The 24,175-nt window shown below is 66.2% G+C and carries 21 protein-coding genes and 3 pseudogenes; 17 read left to right on the plus strand and 7 right to left on the minus strand.

The features are described from left to right. Positions 1-10: 10 nt before the first annotated feature. Positions 11-274 carry an acyl-CoA carboxylase subunit epsilon gene (locus MVA47_RS13830; RefSeq protein ID WP_030174090.1) on the minus strand — a complete coding sequence of 88 codons (264 nt, stop codon included), beginning with the start codon at positions 272-274 and terminating at the stop codon, positions 11-13. Then, complete coding sequence (locus MVA47_RS13835) at positions 271-1,899, minus strand: acyl-CoA carboxylase subunit beta (protein WP_247208364.1); 1,629 nt, start codon at positions 1,897-1,899, stop codon at positions 271-273. Before MVA47_RS13835 ends, MVA47_RS13830 begins: the two co-directional genes overlap by 4 nt. Positions 1,900-2,045: 146 nt before the next feature. On the opposite strand from MVA47_RS13835, the gene MVA47_RS13840 reads away from it, so the two are divergent. After that, complete coding sequence (locus MVA47_RS13840; RefSeq protein ID WP_247208365.1) at positions 2,046-2,879, plus strand: biotin--[acetyl-CoA-carboxylase] ligase; 834 nt, start codon at positions 2,046-2,048, stop codon at positions 2,877-2,879. Positions 2,880-2,970: 91 nt separating this feature from the next. On the opposite strand, the pseudogene MVA47_RS13845 reads toward MVA47_RS13840, so the two are convergent. Then, a pseudogene (locus MVA47_RS13845) lies at positions 2,971-3,572 on the minus strand (hypothetical protein). Positions 3,573-3,785: 213 nt separating this feature from the next. Here MVA47_RS13845 and MVA47_RS13850 point away from each other — a divergent pair. From MVA47_RS13850 to MVA47_RS13860, 3 genes and pseudogenes are all read left to right on the plus strand, one after another. Continuing rightward, positions 3,786-4,304, plus strand: coding sequence for a PH domain-containing protein (locus tag MVA47_RS13850; protein WP_247208366.1), 519 nt, complete (start codon positions 3,786-3,788; stop codon positions 4,302-4,304). Positions 4,305-4,403: 99 nt separating this feature from the next. Next, positions 4,404-5,081 (plus strand): response regulator transcription factor, encoded by a 678-nt coding sequence (locus MVA47_RS13855; protein ID WP_023961571.1) that lies wholly within the window; start codon positions 4,404-4,406, stop codon positions 5,079-5,081. Between the two features lie 834 nt (positions 5,082-5,915). Then, positions 5,916-6,233, plus strand: a pseudogene (locus tag MVA47_RS13860) (ATP-binding protein); the annotation flags it as partial. Between the two features lie 180 nt (positions 6,234-6,413). Here MVA47_RS13860 and MVA47_RS13865 read toward each other — a convergent pair. Then, on the minus strand, positions 6,414-7,028 hold the full coding sequence (locus tag MVA47_RS13865) for a GtrA family protein (RefSeq protein WP_247208367.1): 615 nt from the start codon (positions 7,026-7,028) through the stop codon (positions 6,414-6,416). Between the two features lie 227 nt (positions 7,029-7,255). Here MVA47_RS13865 and MVA47_RS13870 point away from each other — a divergent pair, with 227 nt between their 5' ends. Continuing rightward, the gene (locus MVA47_RS13870; RefSeq protein ID WP_247210767.1) at positions 7,256-8,464 is read left to right on the plus strand and encodes a 5-(carboxyamino)imidazole ribonucleotide synthase; all 1,209 of its coding nucleotides are present in this window, start codon (positions 7,256-7,258) and stop codon (positions 8,462-8,464) included. Next, positions 8,457-8,993, plus strand: a complete 537-nt coding sequence (purE, locus tag MVA47_RS13875; protein WP_308280546.1) for a 5-(carboxyamino)imidazole ribonucleotide mutase — start codon at positions 8,457-8,459, stop codon at positions 8,991-8,993. The genes MVA47_RS13870 and purE overlap by 8 nt, the downstream gene beginning before the upstream one ends. Here the strand turns inward: purE and MVA47_RS13880 are convergent. Next, entirely contained in the window at positions 8,990-9,823 is an 834-nt protein-coding gene (locus MVA47_RS13880; protein WP_247208368.1) for a dienelactone hydrolase family protein, read from the minus strand. The genes purE and MVA47_RS13880 overlap by 4 nt on opposite strands. A 164-nt stretch (positions 9,824-9,987) precedes the next feature. Here MVA47_RS13880 and MVA47_RS13885 point away from each other — a divergent pair, with 164 nt between their 5' ends. The 7 genes from MVA47_RS13885 (at position 9,988) to MVA47_RS13910 (ending at position 17,638) form a co-directional block, all read left to right on the plus strand. Then, positions 9,988-11,148 (plus strand): acyl-CoA dehydrogenase, encoded by a 1,161-nt coding sequence (locus tag MVA47_RS13885; RefSeq protein WP_247208369.1) that lies wholly within the window; start codon positions 9,988-9,990, stop codon positions 11,146-11,148. Between the two features lie 65 nt (positions 11,149-11,213). Next, positions 11,214-12,431, plus strand: coding sequence for a sensor histidine kinase (locus MVA47_RS13890; RefSeq protein ID WP_247208370.1), 1,218 nt, complete (start codon positions 11,214-11,216; stop codon positions 12,429-12,431). Continuing rightward, positions 12,428-13,162: a response regulator transcription factor gene (locus MVA47_RS13895; RefSeq protein ID WP_247208371.1), complete on the plus strand. Its 735-nt coding sequence runs from the start codon at positions 12,428-12,430 to the stop codon at positions 13,160-13,162. Before MVA47_RS13890 ends, MVA47_RS13895 begins: the two co-directional genes overlap by 4 nt. Positions 13,163-13,327: 165 nt before the next feature. Then, positions 13,328-14,086 carry an ABC transporter ATP-binding protein gene (locus tag MVA47_RS13900; protein ID WP_247208372.1) on the plus strand — a complete coding sequence of 253 codons (759 nt, stop codon included), beginning with the start codon at positions 13,328-13,330 and terminating at the stop codon, positions 14,084-14,086. Continuing rightward, positions 14,083-16,395 carry an FtsX-like permease family protein gene (locus tag MVA47_RS13905; RefSeq protein WP_247208373.1) on the plus strand — a complete coding sequence of 771 codons (2,313 nt, stop codon included), beginning with the start codon at positions 14,083-14,085 and terminating at the stop codon, positions 16,393-16,395. The genes MVA47_RS13900 and MVA47_RS13905 overlap by 4 nt, the downstream gene beginning before the upstream one ends. An 11-nt stretch (positions 16,396-16,406) precedes the next feature. Beyond that, positions 16,407-16,535, plus strand: a complete 129-nt coding sequence (locus MVA47_RS27270) for a hypothetical protein (RefSeq protein WP_281504736.1) — start codon at positions 16,407-16,409, stop codon at positions 16,533-16,535. A 62-nt stretch (positions 16,536-16,597) separates the two neighbouring features. Continuing rightward, the gene (locus MVA47_RS13910) at positions 16,598-17,638 is read left to right on the plus strand and encodes an Rv2578c family radical SAM protein (protein WP_247208374.1); all 1,041 of its coding nucleotides are present in this window, start codon (positions 16,598-16,600) and stop codon (positions 17,636-17,638) included. 58 nt (positions 17,639-17,696) lie between these two features. Here MVA47_RS13910 and MVA47_RS13915 read toward each other — a convergent pair whose 3' ends face one another. Together MVA47_RS13915 and MVA47_RS13920 are read right to left on the minus strand one after the other, a co-directional pair. Then, positions 17,697-18,404 (minus strand): TIGR03089 family protein, encoded by a 708-nt coding sequence (locus tag MVA47_RS13915; RefSeq protein ID WP_247210768.1) that lies wholly within the window; start codon positions 18,402-18,404, stop codon positions 17,697-17,699. After that, positions 18,401-19,795: an LCP family protein gene (locus MVA47_RS13920; RefSeq protein ID WP_308280548.1), complete on the minus strand. Its 1,395-nt coding sequence runs from the start codon at positions 19,793-19,795 to the stop codon at positions 18,401-18,403. Before MVA47_RS13920 ends, MVA47_RS13915 begins: the two co-directional genes overlap by 4 nt. A gap of 619 nt (positions 19,796-20,414) precedes the next feature. Here MVA47_RS13920 and rfbD point away from each other — a divergent pair. From rfbD to MVA47_RS13940, 4 genes and pseudogenes are all read left to right on the plus strand, one after another. Then, positions 20,415-21,293 carry a dTDP-4-dehydrorhamnose reductase gene (rfbD, locus tag MVA47_RS13925; RefSeq protein WP_247208375.1) on the plus strand — a complete coding sequence of 293 codons (879 nt, stop codon included), beginning with the start codon at positions 20,415-20,417 and terminating at the stop codon, positions 21,291-21,293. A gap of 65 nt (positions 21,294-21,358) precedes the next feature. Then, positions 21,359-22,275, plus strand: a pseudogene (locus MVA47_RS13930) (glycosyltransferase family 2 protein). Between the two features lie 5 nt (positions 22,276-22,280). Then, a complete protein-coding gene (locus tag MVA47_RS13935; protein ID WP_247210771.1) occupies positions 22,281-23,390 on the plus strand; it encodes a sugar phosphate nucleotidyltransferase in 1,110 nt (369 codons plus the stop codon). Beyond that, positions 23,383-24,171: an SGNH/GDSL hydrolase family protein gene (locus MVA47_RS13940; RefSeq protein WP_247208376.1), complete on the plus strand. Its 789-nt coding sequence runs from the start codon at positions 23,383-23,385 to the stop codon at positions 24,169-24,171. The genes MVA47_RS13935 and MVA47_RS13940 overlap by 8 nt, the downstream gene beginning before the upstream one ends. Positions 24,172-24,175: the final 4 nt, after the last annotated feature.

The following is a 24,175-nucleotide window of genomic DNA, read 5'->3' on the forward strand; positions in this document are numbered from 1 at the left end:
GTGCATCGACTCAGTAACCGAAGGCCAGGTTCGGAAAAGCGTTGGGAGCAAGACCACCGGCCGCACGCAGTCGGTCGGACGGGGTGCCCCACAGGTTGCGTGGCCCCGGGTCCTCTTCCACACCCGAACCCCCTGCCGAGGCGAAAACACCGACGACCGCGGCGATCTCGGCATCCGATGGGTTCCCTTTGACGATTCGCAGGAAAGGCCGAGCCGCAGCGGCATCACCGGTGCCGTCCGCAGCGTTCGTCTCTGGCGTGTTGTCTGCACTCACAGCGGAATGTTCCCGTGCTTCTTCGGTGGCATGTTGACGAGTTTGCGCTCGAGGAGCTTGAGCGCCGTGGCGATCTGACCGCGGGTGTGCGACGGCGGGATGACCGCGTCGACGTAGCCGCGTTCAGCTGCCACGTACGGGTTCACCAGGGTGTCCTCGTACTCCTGCTGCAGCTGCAAGCGCAGCGCATCCACGTCTTCTCCGTTGGCCGCAGCTTCTTTGAGCTTGCCGCGGTAGACGAATCCGACCGCGCCCGAGGCTCCCATGACGGCGATCTGGGCCGTCGGCCACGCCAGGTTCACATCGGCACCCATGTGCTTGGAGCCCATGACGTCGTATGCGCCGCCGTAGGCCTTACGGGTGATGACGGTGATCTTGCCGACCGTTGCCTCTCCGTATGCGTAGAGCAATTTGGCGCCGCGACGGATGATGCCGTTGTACTCCTGGTCGGTGCCCGGCAGGAATCCCGGGACGTCCACCAGGGTGATGATCGGCACGTTGAAGGCGTCGCAGGTGCGGACGAAGCGGGCGGCCTTCTCCGAGGCGTCGATGTCGAGGCAGCCGGCGAACTGGGTCGGCTGGTTCGCGACGATGCCTACGCTGCGGCCGTCGACGCGACCGAAGCCGACGATGATGTTCGCCGCGCGGCCGGCCTGTACCTCGAGGAACTCGTCGTCATCGAGGATGCGGCGGATGACCTCATGCATGTCGTACGGCTGGTTCGGGGAGTCGGGGATGAGGGTGTCGAGTTCGAGATCCTCGTCGGTGAGGGTGTCCTCGATCGATCCCGCGGCCGGCTGTGCCACAGGGAAGCGCGGCGCCTCGGCCCGGTTGTTGCTCGGCAGGTAGCTGAGCAATTCCTTCACGTAGTCGAGCGCGTCCTCTTCGTCGCTGGCGACGTAGTGCGCGACACCGGACTTTGCCATGTGGGTGTGTGCGCCACCGAGGTCTTCCATCGTGACGTCTTCACCGGTGACCGTCTTGATGACGTCGGGTCCGGTGACGAACATCTGGCTGGTCCCGTCGACCATCACCACGAAGTCGGTGAGGGCAGGCGAGTAGACGTGGCCACCGGCCGCCGGGCCCATGATGAGGGAGATCTGCGGGATGACACCCGAGGCTCGGACGTTGCGGTGGAAGATCTCGCCGTAGAGCCCCAGGGAGACCACACCTTCCTGGATGCGGGCACCGGCACCCTCGTTGATGCCGACGAGCGGACGGCCGGTCTTGATCGCCAGGTCCATCACCTTGACGATCTTCTCGCCGTACACCTCGCCGAGGCTGCCGCCGAAGACGGTGACATCCTGGCTGAATACACAGACCTCACGACCGTCGATCGTCCCGTAGCCGGTCACCACACCGTCGCCGAGCGGACGGCGCTCGGCGAGTCCGAAGTTGGTGCTGCGGTGTCGGGCAAGGGCGTCGAGTTCGACAAACGAACCGTCGTCGAGCAGATGGGTGATTCGCTCGCGCGCGGTCAGTTTTCCCTTGGCGTGGGTCTTCTCGACCGCCGCCTCTCCGACTGGATGCTTGGCTTCAGCGAGACGATTGTGCAGGTCGATGAGCTTTCCTGCAGTCGTGTGGATATCCGGCGTCGATGGCACGTCCTGGGGGGCACTCGTCATGGCCATGATGCTATCCACACCCGTTTTCGCTGGTGTGAGCGGGCTAACCTGAGGCTTCTCTCACGTTTGGTTCGGTACTGAGCGACACACGTACTTCCGTCTGTTCTGTGGCCGATCGCACTCCTTGCGCTCTACTCTCAGACCTCATGACCGACGAGCGAGCACCTCTGGACCACGAGGCCCTTCAACAAGCGGTGACCGGCACCCGATGGCGGTCGGTTCGCGTGGTCGAGGAGACCGGGTCCACGAACGCGGATCTGGTGAGTCTTGCCGGGTCCACCGATTGCGCTGGATCCGTGCTCATCGCCGAGCACCAGACCGCTGGGCGTGGCAGACATTCCCGGCAGTGGGAGAGTCCGCCCCGAGCGCAGGTGGCGTTGTCGGTGGCCGCGCCTGCGAACACGTCGGACCAACCTCAGGCACTCGGATGGCTGCCGCTCCTGACGGGTCTTGCGGTGGTCGAGGGAATCGCCGAGATCACCGACCTCAGTCCCAGGCTCAAATGGCCCAATGACGTGTTGCTCTTCGGTGACGACACCACCACCGAGGCAGGTTACGGCGGACGCAAGGTCGCCGGGATCCTTGCCGAGCTGACCCACGGACCGAGCGGGCCCGTGGTGGTGATCGGACTCGGGATCAACGTGAGCCTCACCGAGGCGGAACTGCCCGTCCCGACCGCCATCTCGCTGGACCTGGCGGGAGCCTCCGTCGACCGGACCCAGCTTGCCGGCGCCGTTCTGCGAGCGCTGTCGCGACGGTTGGACCAGTGGCCGGGTGATCTCGGCGCGGTGGCCGACGATTACCGGGCTGCTTGCGCAACCCTGGGACATCGAGTGCGGGTGCAGATGCCGGCGGGCGAAGAGATCGAGGGTCTGGCCACATCGATCGACAGCATCGGACGAGTGGTCGTCGAGGTGGCTCCCGGTCAGAACGTGCCGGTCGCGGCCGGCGATGTCACCCACCTGAGGGTCACCGACTGAGCCGATCCAACTGGGTCGAACGGACCCAACTGGGTCGAACGGATTAACTGGGTCGACGCCGGGCCTGTCGCCCTACCGCCGGCCTCGGCCGTCAGCGACGTTCGTAGCTCTTGGTGCCCATTGCCGGGATCAGCAGGAGGATCGGGATACCGATCACTGCGTGCATGATCGCGGTCGAGATCCCGGTCGTCCAATCCCGCGACAGCAGCAGTGGGATCAAGATGGCGGCCAGGATCAGGAGCCCGACGATCCAGGAGAAAAATTGGCTCGGCGATGGTGTGGTGAGCTGCAGGACGTACCAGAGCGCTCCTGCGAACAGGGCGCACAGGAACGCGACGATGGCGAACCAGTACTCGTCGTTCGCCATCGGATTCCACACGCCGAGCTTTCCGGTCTCGTTCACGCGCTCGATGATCAGCCGGATGATCCACGCGACGAGCCAGGCGGCCAGGCCGGTCACGATGGCGGTGGCGAGGACTCCGCCGATGAACATCGTCGGGTTGACCTGCGGCCGGTTGGTGGCGGGGCGCCGTCGCGGCGGCGTGGCCGGTGGTGGCGCAGCGGCGTAGTACGGGTCCGGAGGCGGAGCCCCTGGTTGTACGCCTGGCTGTAAGCCTGTGACTCGGGTTCGTAGCCACGGTCGAACCGGGCTGTTCGCGGCTTGTTCGGGTCGTACGGGTCATTCGGGTACATCGTGCACCTCCCTGCGCGCGAGTTTACCGACCAGCGCTGCTGCGGCCTGAGAACGATCAGGTGTCCACCGTAGCGCTCCCGGGGCCGTCTGCGTCCCCACCGTCGGGCTGTCGCGGCGCTGCCTGTGGTTCGGACAGGCCCGATTCTGGTTTGATAACGGCACCGACCGGGCGAGTCGCCGTACGCCACGGTCATCAACGGGAGGATTTGTCGATGGGGTATCCGGAGAACATCCTTGCGCAGGGCGAACGTGTGGTTGTGCATCACCATCCGCACTGGAAATGCCTGCTGGCCCCCGCGCTCATCTTTGTTGTCGGGACCGCCGCCGCGGGTGTGGCGGGAGGTTACCTCTCCAATGCCGACCTCGACTCCTCGGCAAAGCTGATCGTGGGCGTCGTCATCGCCGCGTTGTGGCTCCTCATCGTCCTCTGGTTCTTCGTGCGGCCTCTCATCAGTTGGCGCACCACCCACTTCGTCCTCACCGATCGGCGGGTGACCTACCGCAACGGCATCATCACCCGTTCGGGTATCGACATCCCGGTCCAGCGCATCAACTCGGTGGAGTTCCGACACGGACTGATCGATCGGATGCTCCGAACGGGCACCCTCATCATCGAGTCGGCGTCCGAAGACCCCCTCGAGTTCAACGACATCCCGAACGTGGAACGCGTGCACTCACTCCTGTATCACGAGGTGTTCGATGCTCCGGACGGCAACAGCTTCCGGCGCTGACGTCTCATCCGGCGGCGAACTCGTCCCGTGACGGCCTGTGGCCGCGCGGGAATCCGATCGGATCCGGGTATCCGTGCCGCATGCGCCTAAATTGGTCTGGTGACCGAAGTTCTGCTCGCCGAAGACGATGACGCGATCGCCGCTCCGCTGGCCCGCGCCCTGAGCCGTGAAGGGTATGGCTGCGAGGTCGTCACCACCGGCACCGCTGCGCTGGAGCAAGCCCGCAGTGGCAGGTTCGAATTGCTGGTCCTCGATCTGGGGCTGCCCGAGATGGACGGGCTCGAGGTCTGCCGCCGTATCCGGGCGGTTCGGCCCAATCTGGCCGTGCTCATGTTGACTGCTCGTACCGACGAGGTCGACTTCGTCGTCGGCCTCGATGCCGGGGCCGACGACTACGTGGGCAAGCCGTTCCGCCTCGCCGAACTCCTGGCCCGGGTACGGGCACTGCTGCGCCGCAAGCAGAGCGTGGATGTGGTCATCGAAGCCGGCGACATCCACCTCGACGCGCGCGGACGGCGTGTGTTGGTCAGCGGTCAGGACACCACACTCGCCAACCGCGAGTTCGACCTGCTGCGGTACCTGATGGAGCGGGGCGGCGAAGTGGTCAGCCGCGAGGAGATCCTGACCGAGGTCTGGGGTACCCCGGACCTTCTGTCGTCCAAGACGCTCGACATGCACATCTCCTGGCTGCGCCGCAAGATCGGCGACGATCAGCCCGGACGTAAGAAGCGCATCGTCACCGTTCGCGGTGTCGGCTTCCGGTTCGACCCCGACTAGATGCGCCGCCGGATCCTTCGGTCGATGATGGCCATGGTGATGGGCATCGGCCTGCTCCTGGGCGTGCCGTTGATGTTCACCGCCTGGTGGTGGGTGGACGACACCGCACATCAAGATCTCGACGACCGCCTCAAACGGGTATCCACCGAACTGCTCGACCAAGAAGGACCCGACGGGTCGATCAGCGGCACCGTCGACCGGGACAAGTTCCGATTGCTCGTCCCCGAGAACGGCCGGCTCGAGATCTACTTCCCGATCAGCGGGCCCCAGGGCATGGAACGCGGGCGGCTCGAGGTTGGACCGCCGATCGACGAGGAAGTCGTCACCGAATCGCTCACCCTCGGCGAAGCCGGGTCGCTCACCCTCTCTGTTCCGCACGCTCAGGTCCGCAGCCGGCAGTGGGGAGCTGTGGGTGTGGTCTCGCTGGTGGTGGTGACCTCGGTGATCCTCGGTCTGGTGGTGGCCGCGGTGACGGCCGGCCGCCTCGCCGACCCACTCGAGGACGTCGCCGCACGTGCTGCCCGGATGGCCAAAGGCGACTTCGGTACCGAAGGCCGGCACTACGACATCGAAGAACTCGACCGGGTGTCATCTGCCCTCGATGCCGCCAACCGAGAGATCACCATCCGGCTGGAACGCGAGGGACGGATCGTCGGAGAGGTCTCCCACCAACTGCGCAGCAGACTAACCGCGATCCGGTTGCGGCTCGACGAACTATCGATCCATCCCGATCCCGATGTGGTGACCGAAGCCGAGGCAGGTTTGGCGCAGGTGGAACGGCTGACCAGCGAACTCGATGAGTTGATCACCGCCGCCAGGGGTGAACAGGTCGCCATGCTCGATCCCGTCTCCGTGCCCGAGCAGGTCGCTCAGGTGGTCGCCGACTACGAATCGGCGTTCGAGGTGCAGGGCCGTCATCTACGGGCCGGAGGGGTCGGGCAGTGCGCGGCCCGGGTCACCCCCACCCGGCTGCGGGAGGCGTTGAGCGTACTCGTCGACAATGCGCTGCACCACGGGGCCGGAGATTGCTGGGTGGACACGCGAGAGTTGCCCGGTAGCCGCATGATCCGGGTGTCGGTGTCCGACGAGGGTCAGGGGATCAGCGACAAGAGCGCGCCCCACGTGTTCCAGCGTGGTTACTCCGAGGGCGGATCGAGTGGGGTGGGTCTGCCGCTCGCCCGCGCACTGATCGAAGCCGACGGCGGCGGCTGGATCTGCTGCAGCGGCGTCCGGCAACCTTTGCGATCGTGGTCCCACGACACGACACGGATGATCCGGACCGATCGAGCAGAACCGGCATCAGCGAGCCGCGCTGAAGTGTCGCGGCGCTGGTCAGGTGTGACCGAGCTCCTCGTCGGCGAGCTCGTCCTGTGTCCGCCCGTCCTGTCGCCGTCCGTCTTTTGGTCGTGCGACACCCTCGCGATCGTCGTCCGGACGCAGTACCGACGCGTCGACCGCGGCCGCGAGATCGGATTCGGGAAAGGCGAAACGCCGTAGGGCCCAGAAGCGGAACGCCATCTGGAGCAGATTGCCGATGATGTAACCGAGGATGAAGTCAATGATCACCAGCTTGGTGACGTCGACCGAACTGCGGATGTCGAACAGGTTGTTCGCCACGAACAACGGCGCGGCCTGGAGAACAACTCCGACCCCGCTGATCGCGAAGAAGAGGAACGCCTCGTGGTGGGTTTCGCGGCCGCCGCGGTTCTTGAACGCCCACTCGCGGTTGAGGATGTAGCTGACGATGGTCGCGAGCACACCGGAGATGACCTTGGCGATGACGGGTTTGGTCTCGAGGATCGTCAGGCTCAGCGAGTAGAAGATCGCCATGTCCAAGATCATCATCGAGCCACCGATGATGGCGAACTTGATGAGCTCATGGTGACGCATTACCAGCGCTCTCAGCGGCGCAGGCATACGGGCCATGAGCCCATCGGTGAGTGACACAAGGATGGAGTCTACGAAACAACTTCGTCCAGAAACCAATCCCGGCACGTCCCGGCGCCTCCCGTGTCGTCCGATCGACGCCTCCCGTGACACGATGGATAGCCGTGACGAGTGATCCGACCCCTGCCTCGACGGCACCCGTGCCCACTGTTCCCACGGCCCCCGATTCGGCAGTCCCACCTGCACCGGCGTCGCCGGGGGCCAGTCGTGACGCAGCTGCCCCGGGGATGCCCGTGGTCACCATGATCGGCGGCGGTCAGCTGGCGCGCATGACCCATCAGGCCGCCATCGCATTGGGGCAGCGTCTACGTGTCCTGGCGGCGTCCGCCGACGAGCCGGCCGCCCAGGTCAGCCCCGATGTGGTGCTCGGCAGCCACAACAGCCTCGACGACCTCCGCGCTGCGGCGCGTGGCAGCCACGCGCTGACCTTCGACCACGAGCACGTGCCGATCGAGCACCTCGAGGTGCTGGTCGGCGAGGGCGTCAGTGTGCTTCCTCCGCCGAGCGCGTTGATCTTTGCCCAGGACAAGCTCGCCATGCGGCGGCGCCTCGCAGAGTTCGGGGCGCCCATTCCCGCGTACGCCGAACTGCCCCAGGACAACCCCATGGAGGCGCTCATCGAGTTCGGTGAGCAACATCACTGGCAGGTGGTCCTCAAAACCATCCGCGGTGGCTATGACGGGCGCGGGGTGTGGCTGGTCGACAGTCGCGAGGAGGCACTCGAGGCGCTTGCGGCGGCACCAGCGGGTTCGTCCCTGATGGTCGAGCAGAGGATCGCGCTGCGGCGGGAGCTGTCGGCGATGGTGGGACGCTCGCCGTTCGGCCAGGGCGCCGTGTGGCCGGTGGTGGAAACGGTCCAACGTAAAGGACAGTGCGCCGTGGTGATCGCGCCGGCACCGAACCTGTCGGAAGAAACGGCAACCTCGGCGCAGCGACTCGCGTTGTCGCTGGCCGGCGAACTGGGTGTGGTCGGGGTGATGGCGGTCGAGCTGTTCGAGACCACCGATGGCTCGCTCTTGGTGAACGAGCTGGCGATGCGCCCGCACAACAGTGGCCACTGGTCGATGGACGGCAGTGTCACCGGCCAATTCGAACAGCACCTTCGTGCTGTCCTCGACTACCCACTGGGCGACACCGGAACGCGGGCCCCGGTCACCGTGATGGCCAACATCCTCGGTGCTGCGCAGGCTCCGGCGATGTCGATGGACGAGCGACTGCACCATCTGTTTGCACGTATCCCGCAGGCGAAGGTGCACCTGTACGGCAAGGGAGAACGCCCCGACCGCAAGATCGGACACGTCAACGTCCTGGGATCGGCGGGCGGCAACGTGGACGACCCCGAGCACGTGGCGCACGTGCGGGAGATCGCGGAACGGGCCGCACACTGGATGTCGCACGCGGAGTGGACCGACGGATGGGATGTGCACGGTGAGTGAGAACGGCGAAGGTTCGGGTAACCGGCCGCAGGGGCCGCGGGTCGGCCTGATCATGGGCAGCGACTCGGACTGGCCGACGATGGAGGCCGCTGCGGAGGCCCTCGCCGAGTTCGGGGTCCGATTCGAGGTGGGTGTCGTCTCCGCGCACCGAACTCCTCAGCGCATGCTCGACTACGCGAAAGAGGCTGCCGGGCGCGGACTCTCGGTCATCATCGCGGGTGCAGGAGGAGCGGCGCACCTACCCGGCATGGTGGCCTCGGCCACGCCGCTGCCGGTGATCGGTGTTCCGGTGCCGCTCAAATACCTCGACGGCATGGATTCACTTCTGTCGATCGTGCAGATGCCCGCCGGGGTGCCGGTGGCGACTGTGTCGGTGGGTGGGGCACGTAATGCTGGTCTGCTGGCGGTGCGCATTCTCGCGGCGGCGGACCCGGGACTGCGCGCGCAGATGGAACGGTTCCAGGCCGACCTGTCGGACATGGTTCTGGCGAAAGATCAGGCTTTGAAGCAGAAACTTCTCGGAGGCTAGCTGTCGGCGTCGACCAGCAGTTTGCGCCGGAAGAGGTCGAGAACCTCGTCGAGAGCGGCTCGGGTGGGCTGGCCTGGTTCGTCGATGAGGTGCTCGGTGAGCGGCGAGTGCGGTGGCATCGGAGACGGGCCCGCGTCGGCATCGTCTATCTCGATGGCCACGAAGGCGTCGCCCAATTCTCTGCGCAGGTAGTCGAACCGGGCAGCGGGGGAGAGCTTGTCTTTCCTGAACCGGACGCCCATCACTTCCAGACCTGCGGCGCACCGCCCTTTGACAACCGCGAGATCGTCGGGCGAGATGTCGATGTTCGCCGCGCCGACCGGCCGAAACGGCATGGAGGGCTGGGCGAGCACGGGGGCCAGGAGTCGGTCGTCCGCGGCCATCGCGAGCGCGAATCCGCCGGTGAAACACATCCCTATGGCGCCGACACCCGGGCCACCACACCGCTTGTGCTCATCGGCGGCCAGTGCACGCAGCCAGGTCACCACAGGTGACGACTTCCCCGTGGCGAGGACGGTGAACTCGCGGCTGATGCAGGTGGGGACCAGAACCGACGTCAGGACCCCGACGGACTTGAGATACCCCAGGTTGTCCGGCATGGGGTCGAGGCCGTCGACTCCGAACAGGCTGGGGACCACAGCAGTGCACCCGATGTCGGACACCTTGCGAGCGAAGTTCAGCACCTTCGGCGTGATTCCCGGCATCTCCGCGATGACAACCACGGCCGGCCCCTCGCCTCGCCGGTAGATCGTGCGCGTTTTGCCGAAATGGGTGAACTCGGCGCGGTCGAAGTCGGCGAGTTCTGCTTCGGGCGACTGCTTTGGGGTCATGGCTTCCTCACTGGCACGGCGGGTGCGACTCATCGTCAGGCTAGCGTCTGCAGCGGTCGGGCACGGCCCTGTCTTTTCAGTTACCCGTGAGTAACTCTGGGCGCGCAAGTACTAGGATCGACGGGAAGAACCGAGTTTTTCTGGCGGATACGAGGAGTGTTCTGATGGCCGGCAACCCCGATTTTGATCTGTTCAAGCTTGGTGAGGAGCATGACGAGTTGCGTGCGGCGATTCGGGCTCTTTCCGAGAAGGAGATCGAGCCTCACGCTGCTGATGTGGACGAGAACTCCCGGTTCCCGGAGGAGGCGTTGGCGGCGTTGACGGCGTCGGGTTTCAACGCGATCCATGTTCCTGAGGAGTACGACGGTCAGGGTGGGGATTCGGTGGCTGCGTGCATTGTGATCGAGGAGGTCGCGCGGGTGGATGCGTCGGCGTCGTTGATCCCGGCGGTGAACAAGTTGGGCACGATGGGTTTGATTTTGAAGGGTTCTGAGGAACTCAAGCAGCAGGTGTTGCCGTCGATCGCGTCGGGTGAGGCGATGGCGTCGTATGCGTTGTCCGAGCGTGAGGCCGGTTCGGATGCGGCGGCGATGAAGACCCGGGCCCGGGAAGAGGGCGACAACTGGGTGCTCAACGGTTCCAAGTGCTGGATCACCAACGGCGGCAAGTCCACCTGGTACACGGTGATGGCGGTGACAGACCCGGATAAGGGTGCCAACGGTATTTCCTCGTTCATGGTCCACAAGGATGATCCCGGTTTCACCGTCGGCCCGCTGGAGAAGAAACTCGGCATCAAGGGATCACCGACCGCGGAGTTGTACTTCGAGAACTGCACCATCCCGGGGGACCGGATCATCGGCGCACCGGGCACCGGTTTCAAAACCGCGCTCGAAACCCTCGATCACACCCGTCCGACCATCGGCGCCCAAGCATTGGGTATCGCGCAGGGCGCCCTGGATCAGACGATCGCCTACGTCAAGGAGCGTAAGCAGTTCGGCAAATCGATCAGCTCGTTCCAGGGTGTGGAGTTCATGCTCGCGGACATGGCGATGAAGATCGAGGCTGCCCGTTTGATGGTGTACACCTCGGCCGCGCGTGCTGAGCGTGGGGAGAAGAACCTGGGGTTCATTTCTGCGGCGTCGAAGTGTTTTGCTTCTGATGTGGCCATGCAGGTGACCACTGACGCGGTGCAGTTGTTCGGTGGCTACGGCTACACCCGCGATTTCCCGGTCGAGCGGATGATGCGCGATGCCAAGATCACCCAGATCTACGAGGGCACCAACCAGATCCAGCGTGTGGTGATGTCACGCGCACTACTGCGCTGATCCACGTCAGAAATCCTCCCGCAGTCTGATGCCCGGGCACCCGCCCGGGCGCTAGATTGACGAACATGGACTTCCAGCGGATCTTGCAGCGCTGGAACCGCTTCGCCGAACCGCGTCGGCTGCTGCTCGACTCGCTGCTGGCTGCGACACTGGCGTTGCTCAGCGTCGTTCCTGAACTGTGGGAACACATGGGTACGCCGCTCGTGTGGCGTATCGCGGTCGGCACGATCGTCTGTGTCGCCGTCGCGTTCCGTCGGACCCGCCCCGACGTCTCCGGTGTGGTCATCGCTGCTGCGGCCTTCGCGCATCTGGCTGTTGACGAAAGACTCAGCCCTGCGGTGATGGTGACCGCGGTGATCGGTATCTACTCGATGGCCGCCTACGGTTCGACAAGAGGCACCCAAGCCGCATTGGCCCTTGGCCTCGTCGGTTGTGTGCTGTCGTCGGGGCGCCTGTACTCCGCAGCCGACGACACGGCCGCGTATGAGTTCACGGCGCCTGGGGCAGTGAGCCTGGGTGTCATCGCCGTCGGCATCTGGGCGACCGGGATGTTGCGGCGCACGCGACTTCGGGAAGTGCAGGGACTACGTGAGCGGGCCCGCCTGCTGGAACTCGAACGGGCACAGGAAGCTGAGATCGCCGCCATCGGCGAGCGCACCCGGATTGCGCGCGAGATGCACGACATCATCGCCCACACGCTGACGGTGGTGATCGCGCAGGCGGATGGCGGCCGGTATGCGGCGCAGCAGGATCCGGCGCAGGCCGTCAAGGCGCTGGCCACCATTGCCGACAACGGGCGTCAGGCCCTTGCCGACATGCGGTCGCTGCTGGGAGTGCTGCGTGATGACGGGCCACGCGAGATACGGGCGGTGCCAGGCATCGCCGACATCCCCGAACTCGTGGATTCCGTGCGGGCCGGGGGTTTGCCGGTTCGACTGGACTCTTTTGGTTTCGCTCGCGACGTTTCGGTGGGATGCGGACTGACCGCCTACCGAATCGTGCAGGAATCGCTCACCAACATCCTCAAACACGCGGGGCTCGGGGCCTCTGCCGAAGTCGGCTTGCATTGGCAGAGCGACGAATTGACCATCATCGTCACCGATGACGGTCGAGGCGTTGTCCCTACCACCGGTGATGGCGAGCTGCGTCCGGCCGGCGGAAAGGGGTTGCTTGGCATGCGCGAACGCGCTGAACTACATGGTGGGACGCTGCAGGCCGGCCCCCGTGACGACGGACCCGGATACAGTATTCGCGCGTCGTTACCCACCGGGGAGGGTCGATGACCGAGGTGATCCGAGTAGCGCTTGTCGACGACCAGGCGCTGGTACGTGCGGGTTTCGGAATGGTCATCGATTCGCAGGCCGACATGACGGTGGTGCTCGAGGCATCCGACGGTTCCGCAGCCGTGGAGGCTCTGCGCCGAACCCCCGCCGACGTGGTGCTCATGGATGTCCAGATGCCAGGCGTCGACGGCATCGCGGCCACCAGGCAACTGCTCGCCGAGCAGGAAACGGGTGGGTCGGTGCAGCAGGGTGTCCCGAAAGTCTTGGTACTGACGACGTTCGACACCGACGAGTACCTGCTGGCGGCAATCTCCGCTGGTGCCAGCGGGTTCCTGCTCAAGGACGCGCAACCGGAAGAGCTCCTGGCTGCGATCCGGACGGTTCATGCCGGTGACGCCGTGATCGCGCCGCGGTCCACCCGACGCCTGCTGACCCACGTGGCGGGAACCGCGGCGATGCCGACGCCGGCCGCACCTGCCGGTCACGCCACCGTGGTGCCCGACCTCGTCGATCCGCTGACCCCCCGGGAGACAGAGGTGTTGCGGGCCATCGCAGTCGGGATGACCAATGGCGAGATCGCCGCGGACTTTCACCTGTCCCTCGCCACGGTCAAGACGCATGTCGGCCGGGTGCTCACCAAGACAGGGTCACGCGACCGTGTGCAGGTGGTGTTGTTCGCCTTTCGTACCGGGATGATCGGGATCGACGACATCCTCACCCTCCACCGGTAGGCTCCTCTTCTCGTCCTGGGGGACCACCCCGGGTGAGGATGGTCATCCCGGGGGTTGACCAGAAGATCTGCAGATGTCCGCCCGCACGTCGATGTGTCGACCTCTCGACTCGAAATAGGTTTGTGCCACAACGCAAGTCGGCGTGTGACACGAGAGGTGGGGCCAATGTCAGATCCATACGCGGCAAGGACCATTGCTTTACAGAAGACGTACGGGCACGGTGACGCGGCGGTTCACGCGCTGCGTGATGTGAGCGTGGACATCCCCGTCGGCAAGTTCACGGCCATCATGGGGCCGTCGGGGTCCGGTAAGTCGACGCTGATGCACTGTCTCGCGGGACTGGATACCGCAACGGCGGGAACGGTGTTGATCGGGGACACGGATCTGTCGCGATGCAACGATTCTCAGCGGACCCGGTTGCGGCGCCGAGAGCTGGGCTTTGTCTTCCAGTCGTTCAACCTGTTACCGGTGCTGACCGCGCGGGCCAACATCCTGCTTCCGCTCACCCTGGATCGGCGATCTCCCGACGAATTGTGGTTCGACGAACTGGTGGCGGTGCTGGGAATCGGGGATCGTCTGGACCACAAGCCGGGTGAACTGTCCGGCGGGCAGCAGCAACGCGTCGCGATCGCCCGGGCGTTGCTCGGCAGGCCGCGACTCGTCCTCGCCGACGAGCCGACCGGCAACCTCGACAGCAGGTCGGGCGCGCAGGTGCTGTCGCTGCTGCAGAGCAGCAGCCGCCGCATCGGCCAGACCATCGTGATGGTGACCCACGACCCTGTGGCCGCGAGCTATTGCGATCAGGTGCTGGTGATGGCCGACGGACGGATGGTGGACCGAATCCTCGCGCCCACAGCAGATTCCGTGCTGGAAGCGATGCGTGGTCACGGCTCCGATCAGGTCTCTGTGGGTGACCCACGATGAAGGGGATCGCGCTGGCCCAATTGCGGGCACACAAGGGACGCTATGTGGCGTCGGTCCTGGCGGTGGCCATCGGTGTGGCATTTGTCGCCGCGACACTCACCCTGACCGCGACCTCCACCGAATCGGTGCGCGCGTCGGTGGCAGCACAGTTCTCGACAACCGACGCGGCGGTATCGGTACCGTCCGAGTTCGCGGATCAGACGGGAGAGCAACTCGCGAATGTGCCCGGCGTACAAGCGGTTGCGGTCGACCGTAACCGATTGGTCAGCGTGACCAGTGGCGCGAAAACCTACTCGCAGGTGGAGCTGACCGCGCTGGCAGGCGACGAGCAGTTGCGGTGGCAGAAACTGACGGCCGGCGTGTTCCCGCAGGGCGACCGTCAAGCGTTGGCGTACGCAGGCTCGAACTTCGCGGTCGGACAGCGACTTTTCGTGCGCCCGGACGTCGACACAGCCACCGACCGGACCGCTGTGGAGATCACCGTGGTGGGTCTGGTGGAGCGTGGTGACGCCACGTCAGGCGTACCGCAGTTGTTCGCGCCCGGCGCCGCCGTGTCCGCGGTGGACTCCGGGCGGAGCGACGATCGAGATGATGTGGTGATCAGGCTCGCGTTCGCGGAGGGAGCCGACCCGGCGTCGGCCATGGCTGCGGTGGCCGACGTGGCCTCGACCGTCCCAGGGGCCGAGGCCATGTCGGGTGAGGCTGCCGCCGACCGGGTGGTCCGGCAGTTCACCGGAGGGTCGGTGATCCTGGCTTCGGTGCTGCTCGTGTTCGCCGCGATCACCGCCATGGTGTCGTGTCTGGTGATCGCCAACACGTTTGCCGTACTGATCACCTCACGAACCCGGGAACTCGCGCTGCTGCGGTGCATCGGGGCAGACGCATCCCAGGTGCGGTCCGGCGTTCGGATGGAAGCACTGGTCCTCGGTGTCGTGGCCTCGGTGGCAGGTGTGATCCTCGGGATCGGAGGTGTCGCGCTGGCCACCTGGGTGACCCGGATGACCGGTGCCGACTTGCCGTTGACCCACTTGGCAATCCCGTTCACCGCCGTGCTCGTGCCCGTCGTACTCGGCGTGGTGATGACATTGCTCGCGGCCACCGTCCCGGCGCGACTGGCGACAAGGGTCTCGCCGCTGGCGGCCTTCACCACTGTCGCTTCGTCGGAGCCGCGCGGCCGCAACATCTTCCGGATCACTGCCGCCACGGTTCTGGTCCTCGTCGGCACCACTGTGTTGATCTGGGGGATCGGACAGAAATCGGTTCCCGCAGCAGCATTGGGCGGCGGCGCGACGTTCCTCGCGATCATGCTGTCCGGTGTGGTTCTCGTGCCGCCGATCGTCCGGGCAGCGGGATCGGCTGCCGCACTGTTGCTTCGGCGCACCGCCGCGGCACCGGTCGCCGAACTGACGGGCGCAAACGCCGGACGGGCTCCACGGCGCACGGCCGCAACGGCGTCGGCCCTCATCATCGGCATCACCCTGACGACGATGATGGTGGTGGGCGCGCAGGTGGTGCGGTCGAGCGTGAGCACGTTGATCTCCGACATGCACCCGGTCGATCTGATCGTGTCGTCCGGTTCGCCGCTGCCGGCTCCACTGGTCGAGTCGATCCGGACCACCGAGGGCGTGGCTGCGGCAGTTCCGTTGACCCGTACGAAGATCGATGTGAACGGGGTTGCTCTGAACATTGCCGCCGTGGACAGCTCGGCCTTGTCGGCGGTGATGAGGTCGGGCAGTACCCCCACTGCGGATGAGATCGCCCTGGCACCAGAAGACCAGGCGCTCGCGGGCGTGCAGGACGGTGAGCGGGTGACCGTTCTGGCCGGCGGGATCACGAAAACGATGACCGTGGTCGAAGGCGAGGCCGGTTCCTTCGCGGATCGCGCTTCGGTGGGCGGGGCACCGGTTCCGACCGGGATGGCCGTGCGCCTCTCCTCGTTCGGGACGGGCAGCATGGACACGGTCACCACCCTGCGTGATCTCGTCGCCGCATCGGCACCGGACGCAACCTTTGCCGGTGGCGTCGAGACCCAGCAGCAGCTCGACGAGATCCTCACCCTGGTTCTGCGAATCGTTTTGGCGCTGCTCGGCGTTGCGGTCGTCGTCGCGCTCATCGGTGTGGGAAACACCATGGCGTTGTCGGTGATCGACCGCCGACGTGAGAATGCGCTGTTGCGGGTGATCGGCCTGAGCAGCCGGGGGTGCGCGCGATGCTCCTGGGCGAGGCCACGATCATCGCTGCGGTGGCGTCGGTCGCGGGAGTGGCTCTCGGTACCACCTACGGGGTGGCCGGCGCGGCCGCGATCGTAGGCGCCGACCGCGTGTCCATACCCGATCTTCCGTGGGTCGAGATGGTGGTGATCGTGGTCGTCGGTGGACTGGCTGGATTGCTCAGTGCGGCTCTGCCTGCCAGGAGCGCATTGCGCGCCGATCCCGCAGCCGCGCTGTAGGACACGGCCCGGGCAGGCCGGGTCGGCTTGACAAGAAATAGAACGCGTGTTCGAATCTGGGCATGCGGTGGGAAGGGCAGTTGCTGGACGCCGGAGACGAGAAAGAGGCGAGCGATCCGTCTCCGGCGCTGCCCGGCCTGAGCCGCGCCGGGCTGGTCCGGTCGGTGCGCACCCCCGACTTCGACGGGGTCACGTTCCATGAGGTGCTGTGTAAGAGCGCGCTGAACAAGGTTCCGGAGAGTTCGCAGGTGCCGTTTCGCTGGACCATCAACCCGACCAGGGGCTGCCTCCATCAATGTGTCTACTGTTTCGCGCGTACCACCCACGAATACCTCGATCTCGATGCCGGCCGTGACTTCGACACCCAGATAGTGGTCAAGGTGAATGTCGCGGCAGTGCTGCGAAAAGAGTTGATGCGCAAGAGTTGGAAGCGTGAGCCCGTGGCTCTGGGAACCAACACCGACCCCTACCACCGGGCTGAGGGCAGGTACCGGCTGATGCCCGGCATCATTCGCGCGCTCGCCGATTCGGGTACGCCGATGTCGATCCTCACCAAGGGCACGCTGCTGCGTCGCGATCTCAAACTCCTTGCGGCAGCAGCCAAATCGGTGCCGGTGTCGGTGGGCGTCTCCCTGGCGCTGCTCGACGAGACCCTGTGTAAACAGGTCGAACCCGGCACGCCGTCGGCCCGTGCACGCCTCGATCTGATCGAGGCTGTCCGTGAGTCCGGCCTGGACTGCCACGTGATGGCCTCACCCATCCTGCCCATGCTCAGCGATTCGCGCGCAGACCTCGACAACCTGTTCGCACACCTGGCACAGGCGGGGGCAACGTCGGTCACCGCGTTTCCACTGCACCTACGCGGATCCACCCGTGGCTGGTACATGTCGTGGCTCGCCGAGCACCATCCTGCCCTGGTCGGCAAGTACCGCCGGCTCTACGGTCACGGCGCCTACGTGGCCCCGGAATACCGAACGTGGTTGCGCGACAGGGTTGATCCGATGCTCGAGCACCACGGTCTCAGTGCTGACCGGCAGTCCGGCCTGCGCGAGGCGGTACGCGAGGCTGCGGCCGTCGAGACCGCGCAGCCGACGCTCTTCTGAACGGGTTCGGTCCGAACGATCCCGCGGCGTCGGAGCGGACGTCGGAACCTGTGTCGGCTCACGACAACGTCGCGGTGACCTTCTCGCTGCTCGCCCGGTTGGCCATCTTCTCCAGATTCGGATTGGCAACCTGCACAAGGGAACCGCCGGCCACGAGGGTGGCGAGCAGGTTGACCACGAGGTTGTCGGCGCTGTCCCAGTGCCGGCTCGACATGATGCGCGATCCGGCGACGATGCCGGCCTCGGCGGCAAAGGTGGTCGCTTCGGTGATCACGTCGTCGACCGTGCGGTCGTCGAGAGCGAGATCGCCGGGTCCACCGGGCCGGAACTGGTCCCCGTGCACGCGCACCGAGGCCGAGTAATCGGTGAGCCCGATCGGCAGGTCACGCAACGGCATCCCGAACGGATCGAGTGAGACGACGGCGATCTCCGGCGCACCTTCCACCCGCTCGAGCGACGCCATCGAGCAGAACGCAAGTGCTGCATCGTCGGAGTAACCCACCCGTACGTGCAGACCGGCCCACCAGGCGCCGAGCAGAACTGCGGCACTCTGCCAGTGCGCGGGCAGGTCGACCGCCACCACATCACCGGGCATCAGCCCGAACTCGTCGCGCACGAGGTTGGCCGTCTTGGCTGCCCAGTTCGCCGCGGTGATGGCGGAGAGTTCGGTGCGCTCGCCGGTCGAGTCGTCGTAGTAGGTGATCAGAGGCTGCGAGCCGTCGCTGGACAACGCCGGGTTCAGCGCGGCATCGGTGAGAGTGGTCAATTCACGCACTCCGGTCCGGTGCCGCCGGCGGTGATCGCCGGAGCCGGTGCGGGCGTTGTCGCCTCGGTGCTCTGGCTGTCCTGCTGACCGTCGTCGACGATCGAGCCCGGACCGCTGTAGGTGTCGGTGAGAATCACCCGAACCGTGTTCGGTGCCAATGTCTTGTCCTCTTTCACGGGTAGTCCGCCGAGCTGGCCCGCAACGGCTTTCGCCCCGGCGTCGTCGGTCGCAGCGGCAAGCACAGTGCTGTCGGTGGACGGGTTGGTGGCATTGCCGGTCTCGCCGGTCCGGAACCCCTTGGATGCGACGATCTTCGACACGTTGGTGGCAAGACCGTCGACGGTGCCCGAGTTGATCACGTCGACCGTGTATTGGCTCGGCACGAACTTCTTCTCGCCCGTACCGTTCTTCTCTCCGAGCAACCCATCGGTGAATGCCTTGACGGCCGCCGGGTCCACCTCGACCACGCTCTGGGTGCCGTCGTCGCTCCAGCCTTGCTCGGTGACCACCGGGATCGTCGCGAACTGCACGCGTCCGCCGGACAGATCCTTGAGCTGCTCCACGAACTTGATGATGTCCCAGTCCTGGTCGATCACCACCGAACGTGACACCGCGTTCTCGAGATCGCCGAGTTTGCCGGGGTTGGACAGAGTGCCTGCCGACAACACCTTCTGGGCCAGCGATGCCATGAAGACCTGCTGGCGCACGATGCGGTCGAGGTCGCCGCGGGGCAGATCGTGGCGTTGCCGGACGAAACTCAGTGCCTCTGGTCCATCGAGTGTCTGGCGGCCGGCGGGGAAGTCCGCACCGGAAAACGGTTCGGAGACCGGCGCCTTGAGGCACACGTCCACACCGCCCACCGCGTCGGTGAGCAGGACGAAGCCGAGTAGCCCCACCTCGGCATAGTGGTCGACCTCGACACCCGTCAGGTCGGCGACCGTGGTGATGAGTGCGTCGCGTCCCGCCTGGACGGACTTCTTGTCGGCCTCCTCGAGATCCATCCCGTCGTTGACCAGGGCCTCGCGCCGGGCTTCTTTGGATGAGCCGTACGCCGAATTGATCTTGGTCTTCCCGATGCCGGGTACCTCGACGTATGAGTCGCGGGGGATTGACATGGCCGTCGCAGAGGACCCGTCGTTCGGGATGCGGATCAACAAGATGGTGTCGGTGTTGGTCGCCACCTCGTCAGCCGAGTGCAGTTGGGCCAGTTCTTTTTCCGACAGCGGGTTGCCCTGGGCATCGGTTCGTGAGTCGGTGCCGACCATGAGGATGTCGACGGCTCCGTCCTTACCGCTGCCCAGGCTCAGACCACCCAGTTTGGTGATGCTGTTCTCCAGGTCGGTCATCTGGTTCCACGCATATCCGGTGGCGATCAGCACCAGCACCGACACGCCCGCCGCGATGATGCGCGTCAGCGGTCGGCCAGAGTGTGCCGGAGTGGGGGAGGCCGGCGCCGGCTCACGCGGCGGCCGCCCGCCCGCGTCGGCGCGGGACCTCGGTGCCCGACCCGGTTGATCTCGGCGCTCTGACCGTGCGGCCCGTGCGTTCGGCGGGGCGCCGCCGGCTCCACGCCTGGGGCGGGGTTCGTCGGGGGGCAGGGGATCCCGTGGCACCCGTCGGCGTGAGGGTTCATCGGCCCGCGGTCTACGGGGAACGTCCGATTCGGTGCCGCGGGGACGTCGCTGTCCGCCGGTGGGACCCTCACCTGGAAGGGGCCGCTGATGACGGCCGCCGGTGGAGTTGAGGCGTCGCCCGCCTGACGGTCGATCCGAAGATGGACGGTCCACGGCGGTGAGCGCTCCTAACGGGTAGTGGACGGATGGCATCGGATGGCGCACGCCGCATCACCGGGAGAGTGCACCTGTTGAAGTAGTGGCAATGTTACGTGCGAATCCGTCTCAGCTCTGGGATGCCGGAAGCGGCGTGTACCGGACCCTCGTGACGGGCAGCGGGGGTGGATCTCGCCGTACGAATGGCAGAGCACCGACGCAACCGGACATGATGGACCCCATGGGTACAGGTGTGCGCTCTGTCATCGTGACCGGCGCCGGGGGGCAATTGGGCAAACAGTTGAGTACGCGCGCCGAGGGCACGGTACGTGCGTTGACGTCGGCAGATCTGGACATCACCGACGAGCAGTCGGTGCAGTCGGTACTCGGTGACATCGGCCCGCGGGACGTGGTGATCAACTGCGCGGCCTACACCGCTGTCGATGCCGCCGAAGACGACCGGGAGACCGCGATGGCGGTCAACGGCACGGGGCCCGGCCACATGGCCCGGCTCACCGCCCGTACGGGTGCGAACCTCGTCCACATCTCGACCGACTATGTCTTCACGGGGGTTGCGTCGGGCCCGCTCGAACCGGACGACCCCACCGGCCCGGCCTCGGTCTACGGCATCAGCAAACTCGCGGGGGAGAAGGCGGTGCGGTCGGCGGATGCCGACGCCACGATTGTTCGGACCGCATGGGTGTACACCGGCATGCCCGGCTCTTCGGACTTCGTCAGCACGATGCGCCGACTGGAATCGCAGCGCGACACCGTCTCGGTGGTCACCGATCAGGTCGGTTCCCCGACGTATTCCGCCGATCTGGCCGACGGGCTGCTCGAACTCTCCGAACAGGTGGTCCACGGCGACTCGCGGGCCCGGGGAGCGACGTTGCACGCGTCGAACGCAGGCAGCTGCAGCTGGTTCGATCTGGCCCAGGCAGTCTTCGCGGAGATCGGGGCCGACCCGGCTCGGGTCCTGCCCACCACCTCGGCCGATTTTCCTCGGCCCGCGCCCCGCCCCGCGTATTCGGTGTTGTCGGGACGGGCGTGGCAGGAGGCCGGTCTCACACCGCTGCGAGAGTGGCGCTCGGCGTTGTCTGTGGCGCTGCACGTCCGGTGAGCTCGTACGACGGACTGTCCCACGGGGTGCCCGGCGACCCAGTGGTCTCCGGTTACGCTGAGCCGGTGACGACTGAGCCGGTTCCCGAGCGATTCGCAGTGGTGACGGTGACGTACTCGTCAGGCGAGTATCTGTCCCGTTTCATCCAGACGCTCGAACACGCATCGACCACCCTTCCGACGGTGATCCTCGCCGACAACGGTTCCGATGACGGCGCCCCTGAGGCGGCTGCGGAGAAGTACGACCACGTGTCGCTGCTGCACACGGGCGGAAACATCGGCTACGGGGGCGCGGTCAACCGTGCGGTGGCCGAGGTCGACCCCTCCATCGAGTTCGTGGTGGTGGCCAACCCCGATGTCGAGTGGGGTCCGGGTTCCATCGATCAACTCCTCGAGGCAGCAGAGCGATGGCCGCAGGCCGGGGCACTGGGACCGCTGATCCACGAGCCCGATGGCAGTATCTATCCGTCGGCCCGCCGGGTGCCCGACATCGTGTCGGGGACAGGGCATGCGGTCCTCGGAACGGTCTGGAAGTCCAACCCGTGGACTGCCGCGTACCGACAGGCGGACGAGGACATCTCCGAGCGGCCGGTCGGGTGGCTGTCCGGGTCATGTCTGCTGCTCCGTCGTCGCGCGTTCGATGCCATCGACGGATTCGACTCGCGCTACTTCATGTACATGGAGGACGTGGACCTGGGCGACCGGCTCGGCCGCGCCGGCTGGCTCAATGTCTACGTGCCAGACGCGGAGGTCCTGCACGCCAAGGGCACGCCGCCGGCCGCAATCCCGAGCTGATGCTCCCCGCGCACCACCGCAGTGCCTACCGATTCCAGGCCGACCGCCACCCGCATTGGTGGCAAGCGCCCCTGCGGCTCGTACTCCGTGCCGGTCTCGGTGCGCGCTCGGCGGTTGTCGTGGCTGCGGCAAAACGAGCTCAACGACGTGAGAAGTCCCCAACCGGATCGGCGAAAGGTACTCCGTGACCACCATCGACACCGCTCAGACGACCAACGACGACCCGGCGCGGCATCGCGACGTCCAGGCGGTGATCTTGGTGGGCGGCAAGGGAACCCGCCTGCGACCACTCACCCTGTCTGCTCCCAAGCCGATGCTCCCGACCGCGGGACTGCCGTTCCTCACCCACCTCCTCGCGCGGATCAGCGCGGCGGGGATCACCAAGATCGTGCTCGGCACCTCGTTCAAATCCCAAGTGTTCGAGCAGTATTTCGGTGACGGATCGAAGATGGGCTTGTCCATCACCTACGTCCACGAGTCCGAGCCCCTCGGTACCGGCGGCGGTATCCGTAACGTGCTATCCGAGCTGACCGCGGAGAACATCCTCGTGTTCAACGGAGATGTGTTGTGCGGCACCGACGTCCGAGCGGTTCTCGACACCCACCAGACCTCCGGGGCGGAGGTGACCCTGCATCTGGTCCGGGTGGGTGACCCACGTGCCTTCGGGTGTGTGCCGACCGACGACACCGGCCGGGTGACCGCATTCCTCGAAAAGACCCAGGATCCCCCGACGGACCAGATCAACGCGGGCTGTTACGTCTTCAAGCGGTCGGTCATCGAGTCCATCCCGGACGATAGGCCGGTGTCGGTGGAGCGCGAGGTGTTCCCGCAACTCCTCGCCGACGACCATCATGTCCAGGGCCACGTCGACTCCGGTTACTGGCGTGACATGGGAACTCCCGAGGACTTCGTGCGTGGCTCGGCCGACCTCGTCCGAGGGATCGCGCCGTCGCCGGCACTCACCGGACCGCGCGGCGAATCGTTGGTGCACGAAGGCGCCGGCGTGGGGCCGGGTGCACTTCTGATCGGCGGCACTGTGGTCGGACGTGGTGCGGAGATCGGCGCGGGCGCGCGCCTCGACGGCGCGGTGATCTTCGACGGAGCCGTCGTGGAGGCCGGTGCGGTGATCGAACGCAGCATCATCGGCTTCGGCGCGCGCATCGGACCCCGCGCCCTCGTCCGCGACGGTGTGATCGGTGACGGCGCCGACATCGGGGCGCGCTGTGAGTTGCTCCGTGGCGCGCGGGTGTGGCCTGGTGTGACCATCCCCGACGGCGGCCTGAGGTTCTCGACCGATGTCTGAGACGTCTCCCAGCTTCAAACGCTTTGTCGCCCTAGGAGATTCGTTCGCCGAGGGTGTGGGGGACGTCGAACCCCGCTGCCCGAACGGGGTGCGCGGCTGGGCCGATCGGGTCGCGGAGGTGATGGCCAGGGAGGACCCCGAGTTCCGGTACGCGAATCTGGCGATCCGCGGACGGCTGCTGCCCGCGGTACTCGGCGAACAACTCGAGCCCGCCCTGGCGATGAAACCGGACCTGGCGACCATCTGCGCAGGGGCCAACGATCTGCTTCGACCCAGCGTCGACATCGACGCGTTGATCGAGTCGTACGACGCGGCGGTCGGCCGGCTCCAGGACGCAGGCGCGACCGTGATCGCTTTCACCGCGTACGACACCGGCGGGAAATCCGTCTTCGGCGCACTGCGCGGCCGGTTCGCCGTCTTCAACGAGTTGCTGCGCGAGGTCGTGGAGGAGCGCAACCTCGTGCTGGTCGACTTCTGGCGGATGCGGATCTTCCGCGAGCGTCGCATGTGGGAGTTCGACCGGATGCACATGTCGTCGGCCGGCCACGTCTACATGGCGATCGAGGTGCTGCGGGCGCTCGGCATCGAGCACGATCTCGTCCCGGTGGATTTCGGTCCGGCGCAACTGGTCTCGCCGACCCAGCGGCGCCGCGAGGGTCGTCAGTGGACGGTCGAGTACGCGATCCCGTGGGTCGGTCGTCGGCTCCGTGGGGTCTCCACCGGCGACACGATCGCGCCGAAGTATCCCGAGTTGACCGCGATGGCGCCCAGCGCCGACTGACTCG

Source organism: Williamsia sp. DF01-3, assembly GCF_023051145.1.
Taxonomy (GTDB): domain Bacteria; phylum Actinomycetota; class Actinomycetes; order Mycobacteriales; family Mycobacteriaceae; genus Williamsia.

Coding starts and splice junctions, on each gene's coding strand:
- MVA47_RS13835 (WP_247208364.1), bottom strand. CDS start 1,899: ATGACGAGTGCCCCCCAGGACGTGCCATCGACGCCGGATATCCACACG.
- MVA47_RS13840 (WP_247208365.1), top strand. CDS start 2,046: ATGACCGACGAGCGAGCACCTCTGGACCACGAGGCCCTTCAACAAGCG.
- MVA47_RS13850 (WP_247208366.1), top strand. CDS start 3,786: ATGGGGTATCCGGAGAACATCCTTGCGCAGGGCGAACGTGTGGTTGTG.
- MVA47_RS13870 (WP_247210767.1), top strand. CDS start 7,256: ATGCCCGTGGTCACCATGATCGGCGGCGGTCAGCTGGCGCGCATGACC.
- MVA47_RS13880 (WP_247208368.1), bottom strand. CDS start 9,823: ATGACCCCAAAGCAGTCGCCCGAAGCAGAACTCGCCGACTTCGACCGC.
- MVA47_RS13885 (WP_247208369.1), top strand. CDS start 9,988: ATGGCCGGCAACCCCGATTTTGATCTGTTCAAGCTTGGTGAGGAGCAT.
- MVA47_RS13890 (WP_247208370.1), top strand. CDS start 11,214: ATGGACTTCCAGCGGATCTTGCAGCGCTGGAACCGCTTCGCCGAACCG.
- MVA47_RS13895 (WP_247208371.1), top strand. CDS start 12,428: ATGACCGAGGTGATCCGAGTAGCGCTTGTCGACGACCAGGCGCTGGTA.
- MVA47_RS13900 (WP_247208372.1), top strand. CDS start 13,328: ATGTCAGATCCATACGCGGCAAGGACCATTGCTTTACAGAAGACGTAC.
- MVA47_RS13905 (WP_247208373.1), top strand. CDS start 14,083: ATGAAGGGGATCGCGCTGGCCCAATTGCGGGCACACAAGGGACGCTAT.
- MVA47_RS13910 (WP_247208374.1), top strand. CDS start 16,598: ATGCGGTGGGAAGGGCAGTTGCTGGACGCCGGAGACGAGAAAGAGGCG.
- rfbD (WP_247208375.1), top strand. CDS start 20,415: ATGGGTACAGGTGTGCGCTCTGTCATCGTGACCGGCGCCGGGGGGCAA.
- MVA47_RS13940 (WP_247208376.1), top strand. CDS start 23,383: ATGTCTGAGACGTCTCCCAGCTTCAAACGCTTTGTCGCCCTAGGAGAT.